6 protein-coding genes are annotated in these 4461 nt (G+C 63.6%); 4 read left to right on the top strand and 2 right to left on the bottom strand.

What is annotated here, in order from left to right; translation table 11 throughout:
• Window positions 1–1169, bottom strand: a 1169-nt coding sequence (locus JNK99_RS09355; protein ID WP_291851843.1) for a 2-isopropylmalate synthase, incomplete at its 3' end; no start/stop codon positions are given.
• A 186-nt stretch (window positions 1170–1355) separates the two neighbouring features.
• Between JNK99_RS09355 and JNK99_RS09350 the strand changes: the two genes are divergently transcribed.
• Both JNK99_RS09350 and JNK99_RS09345 read left to right on the top strand, forming a co-directional pair.
• Complete coding sequence (locus JNK99_RS09350; protein WP_291851848.1) at window positions 1356–1823, top strand: Lrp/AsnC family transcriptional regulator; 468 nt, start codon at window positions 1356–1358, stop codon at window positions 1821–1823.
• A 91-nt stretch (window positions 1824–1914) separates the two neighbouring features.
• A complete protein-coding gene (locus tag JNK99_RS09345; RefSeq protein ID WP_291851845.1) occupies window positions 1915–2535 on the top strand; it encodes a trimeric intracellular cation channel family protein in 621 nt (206 codons plus the stop codon).
• A 142-nt stretch (window positions 2536–2677) separates the two neighbouring features.
• Here JNK99_RS09345 and gcvA read toward each other — a convergent pair whose 3' ends face one another.
• Entirely contained in the window at window positions 2678–3604 is a 927-nt protein-coding gene (gene gcvA / locus JNK99_RS09340; protein ID WP_291851840.1) for a transcriptional regulator GcvA, read from the bottom strand.
• A gap of 115 nt (window positions 3605–3719) precedes the next feature.
• Here gcvA and JNK99_RS09335 point away from each other — a divergent pair, with 115 nt between their 5' ends.
• Both JNK99_RS09335 and JNK99_RS09330 read left to right on the top strand, forming a co-directional pair.
• Window positions 3720–4046 (top strand): DUF2917 domain-containing protein, encoded by a 327-nt coding sequence (locus tag JNK99_RS09335; RefSeq protein ID WP_291851836.1) that lies wholly within the window; start codon window positions 3720–3722, stop codon window positions 4044–4046.
• Between the two features lie 55 nt (window positions 4047–4101).
• Window positions 4102–4461: glutathione S-transferase N-terminal domain-containing protein (locus JNK99_RS09330; RefSeq protein ID WP_291851833.1), on the top strand; the 360-nt coding region annotated here is incomplete at its 3' end.

Raw genomic sequence — 4461 nt, 5'->3', positions numbered from 1 at the left:
AGCAGATAGGCGATGCCGCCCTTGCCGGACTGACTGTTGACCCGGATCACCGAATCGTAGCTGCGGCCGACATCGGCCGGGTCGATCGGCAGGTAGGGGACGCTCCACGGGTCGTCCGCCTGCTGTGCGCCGAAACCCTTGCGGATGGCATCCTGGTGCGAACCGGAAAAGGCCGTGAATACCAGGTCGCCGACGTAGGGATGGCGTGGATGGATGGGCAGGCGGCTGCAGTGTTCGACGGTCCGTGCCACCGCGTTGATATCGGAGAAGTCGAGACCGGGCGAGATTCCCTGGGTGTACAGGTTGAGCGCCAGGGTCACCAGGTCGACGTTGCCGGTACGTTCGCCGTTGCCGAAGAGACATCCTTCGACGCGCTCGGCGCCGGCCATCATCGCCAGTTCGGCGGCAGCCACCGCCGTACCGCGGTCGTTGTGCGGATGGACGCTGAGGATGATGCTGTCGCGGCGCGCCAGCTTGCGGTGCATCCACTCGATCTGGTCGGCATAGACGTTCGGTGTCGTCACCTCTACGGTGGTCGGCAGATTGAGGATCACCTTGTCCTCCGTGGTCGCCCCCCAGGCCTCGGTCACGGCGTTGCAGATTTCGAGCGCAAAGTCGAGTTCGGTCGCGGTGAAGGTTTCCGGGCTGTATTCGAGTACCCATTCCGTCTGCGGGCATTCTGCCGTCAGTTCCCTGACCAGGCGCACGGCGCTGACCGCCATGTCCACCACGTCCGCCTTGCTCATCCCGAAGACGTTCTCGCGGAAGGGCTTCGAGGTGGCGTTATAGACATGGACAATCGCCCGGCGGGCGCCGGCGAGCGATTCGATAGTGCGGTGGATGAGGTGCTCGCGCGCCTGAGTGAGCACCTCTATGGTCACGTCGGCAGGGATATGACCGCCTTCGATGAGCTGCCGGACGAAGGCGAAGTCGGTCTGCGAAGCCGACGGGAAGGCCACTTCGATTTCCTTGAAACCGATACCGCAGAGAGTGCGAAACAGGCGCATCTTGCGCTCGACGTTCATCGGTTCGAACAGCGCCTGATTGCCGTCGCGCAGGTCGGTGCTCATCCAGGTCGGCGCGGCGCTGATCGTACGGTTCGGCCATTGCCGATCGACCAGCCCGACGGGTGGGAAGGGGGAGTACTTGCTTGAAGGGTTCTGCAACATGGCGGTGGCTCCTCGAGTTCTCTGCTGGAAGATATTGACGTGCAGAATGCTACCCGCAATGCTCCGGCAGGTGCTTGCGTTGTTGCCCGGATCTGGGCTGCATTCGGGCAGAAAATTGCGCAGACATGCCCGCATGTTAAAATTTATTCCAGTTTATTCTGGAGACGTGGAATGGCGTGCAATAGCGTGGCACTCGACCGTTTTGACCGCAGAATCCTGCAGGTCCTGCAGGAGGAGGGCCGGATCAGCAACCAGGAGCTGGCCGACCGTATCGGCCTGTCGCCATCGCCCTGCCTGCGCCGGGTGCGTGCACTCGAAGAAGCTGGCCTGATCATCGGTTATCGGGCTCTGCTTGACCCCAGGGCGCTGGGTTTGTCGCTGATGGCGCTGATCCATATTTCGATGGACCAGCACACGCCCGAGCGTTTCGGTCAGCTCGAGGCGGCGATCAGCGAAATCCCGCAAGTGATGGAATGTCTGCTGATCACCGGCCAGGCGGCCGACTACCAGCTCAAGGTGGTGGTGCAGGACATGGACGCCTACCAGGATTTGCTGCTCAATCGGATTACGGGGATCAAGGGGGTGACCGGCGTGCATTCGAGTTTCGTTCTGCGTCGGGTGGTGGACAAGACTGCCCTGCCGGTCGGCGAGTGATGAACGGTTTGCCGGTGGTCAGCGCGTTCGCTTGTTTCTTCACGCCGTTCCGGCAGGCGCGCGCTGGCGCTGGACGGGCTGACCGGTGAGCATGGAGACGCTGGTCTACTGGGTTGGCATGGCGGCGGTGGCGGTCAACGCACTGACCGGCGTGCTCGACGCCGGCCGCAAGCAGATGGACCTGATCGGCGCACTGATGGTTGGTGTGGCCACTGCGCTCGGCGGTGGTACGCTGCGCGACCTGTTGCTCGATCGCAACGTCTTCTGGGTGGTTGATCAGACCTACCTCGCCGCTGCACTGAGTACGGCCAGTGTGACCTTCTTCGTGGCGCGTGCCTTTCGTCTGCCATCACGCCTGTTCCTGATCCCGGATGCCGTGGGTCTGGCGCTATTCACCATCGTCGGCACGCAGGTGGCGCTGCAATGGCATGCTCCCTGGCTGGTCGCCAGCCTGATGGGAGTCATCACCGGTGCCGTGGGTGGTGTCCTGCGCGACATCCTGTGCAACGATGTGCCGATGATCTTCCTGCCGGGCGAACTCTATGCCTCGGCGGCGTGGGCCGGCGCCCTGTCCATGATCGGGCTGCAGGAGGTCGGGGTTCCGGCGGTTGCCGCCGCCTGGGCGGGAATGACGATCGTCCTCGGCCTGCGTCTCGCCGCCATGCACTTCAAGCTCACCCTGCCGGTTGCGTTGCCGCAGAAGAAGCCTTGAGACACGGGTCGCGGCGACTTCCGGGTTTCGTCAAGACTTCGGCATGCCCCTTGGTTGAAGGCGATCCACCGCCATCGAGCGCGGCGCACCGCTCCCTTTGCCGGGCCAGCGACGGAAAGCCTCCGGCACTGCCTGGAGGTGGTTACTTCTGCCTGGCTGGCGCGAGCTGGCCGTCGGGTGGAGCATACGAGGCCGCTTCCCGGAAGAGCCACTCGCGGAAGGCAAGAACCGCCGGTTGCCGTTCGTCGGCCGGGCGAGCGACGAAGAAGTAGGCGTGCGTCGATTCGATCGCCGTTGCGAACAGGCGCCGCAGGCTGCCATTCGCCAGATCGTCGACGGCCAGCGTGTGCCTCGCCAATGCCACTCCCTGGCCGGAGGCGGCGGCCATCAGCATCAGGCTCGAATCATCGAACACCGCACCGCGCTGTGGTTCGTCGACGAGTACGCCGGCGGCGCTGAACCAGGGTTGCCAGCGTTCATCGTTCGATCGCAGGAGCGGCAGGCCGATCAACTGCTCGGGGCTACCCAGTTGGTGCCGGTCGAAAAAGTCGGGTGAACACACCGGGTAGTACCAGTCCTTCATCAGCAGGCGGCAGCTCAGCCCAGGATAGTGGCCATGGCCAAAGCGCAGCGCCACGTCGGTCTCGCCACCCTTGACGTCGGCCAGGCGGGCACTTGACTGCACCTCGACGTCGTACTCGCGGTGGCAGGCGATGAAGGTGCCCAGCCGCGGCAACAGCCAGCGGGCGGCGAAGGACGGCATGCAACTGACGCGCAGTCGGCGATAGTCGCGCGTGGCGATCAGTGTCTCCGTTGCCTGGGCAATCTCTTCCAGTGCGCGGGCCAGTCGTTCAGCATAGACAGCGCCGTGCGCCGTCAGCTTGAGGCCACGGCCGCTGCGTTCGAAAAGGGCGACGCCAAGATGATCCTGCAACTGTCGCAACTGGTGACTGACCGCACCATGTGTCAGATGCAGTTGGGCGGCCGCGCCGGTGACGCTCTGCGTGCGCGCCGCCGCGACAAACACTCGCAGGCTGCCCAGAGGTGGGTTACGTCGGCTATCGGTCAATTTTCTTCACATGTCACGTGAGAACAATTCGATTGTACTTGCCTGCTCCGGCATTGAGAATGGTGGCACCTGCTCGCATCCGGGCAGGCATTCAGGCGAGTAAAGGAGAAAGCTCATGGCAGTTCCCTCGGCATACATCGAGTTTGCAGTAGGTCGGGCTGAGGCCGTCTCTCTCGAGCGGCTGGCTGGCTGGAGCGTGATTGCGACCGACGGTCGTGTCTGGCTGACCGAAGAAAAGGAGGCGCGGGACATCTGGTTGCTGCCCGGCGAACGCCATATCATCACGGGTGCCGGGCGAGTGGTCGTCGAGTCGTGGAGCGCGGGCCGCATTGATGCCGATCGTCCGGTAATGGTTCGCCTGGCACCACCGGCGGGATCCTGCCGGAAAGAGTGGCGCCTGCCGGGCTTGCGGATGAGCGGCGTGGCAGCCGCCTGTGCCTGAAACGGGTGAGGGATGGCGAGGTGTGTTTCGAATTCTTGGCGATCGGAGAAGGACGATGACGAAAACGACGACCGGTGGGCAGCATCAGTTGCTCGGACTCTATGATTCACCCTTTGTGCGGCGCGTGGCGGTGACCATGACGCACTACGGAATTCCCTTCGAGCACCTCTCGCTCTCGGTTTTCCGCCACATGGATGCCATGCGGCCGATCAATCCGCTGTTCAAGGTGCCCATGCTGACGCTTCCCGATGGAGAGAAGCTGCACGAGAGTGCATATCTGCTCGATTACCTCGACGAACTTGCCGTCCACCGCGGCGTCCTGGCACTGACGCCGCGCAGCGGACCTGAGCGACGGCAGGTGCAGCAACTGATGGCCCTGGCGATGGTGGCGACCGAGAAAGCGGTGGCCATCGAA

The sequence above is a fragment of the Accumulibacter sp. genome (assembly GCF_016789985.1).
Lineage (GTDB): Bacteria > Pseudomonadota > Gammaproteobacteria > Burkholderiales > Rhodocyclaceae > Accumulibacter.
Note: the sequence above shows the minus strand (reverse complement) of the source record. Positions and strands in the feature narration are given on the sequence as shown.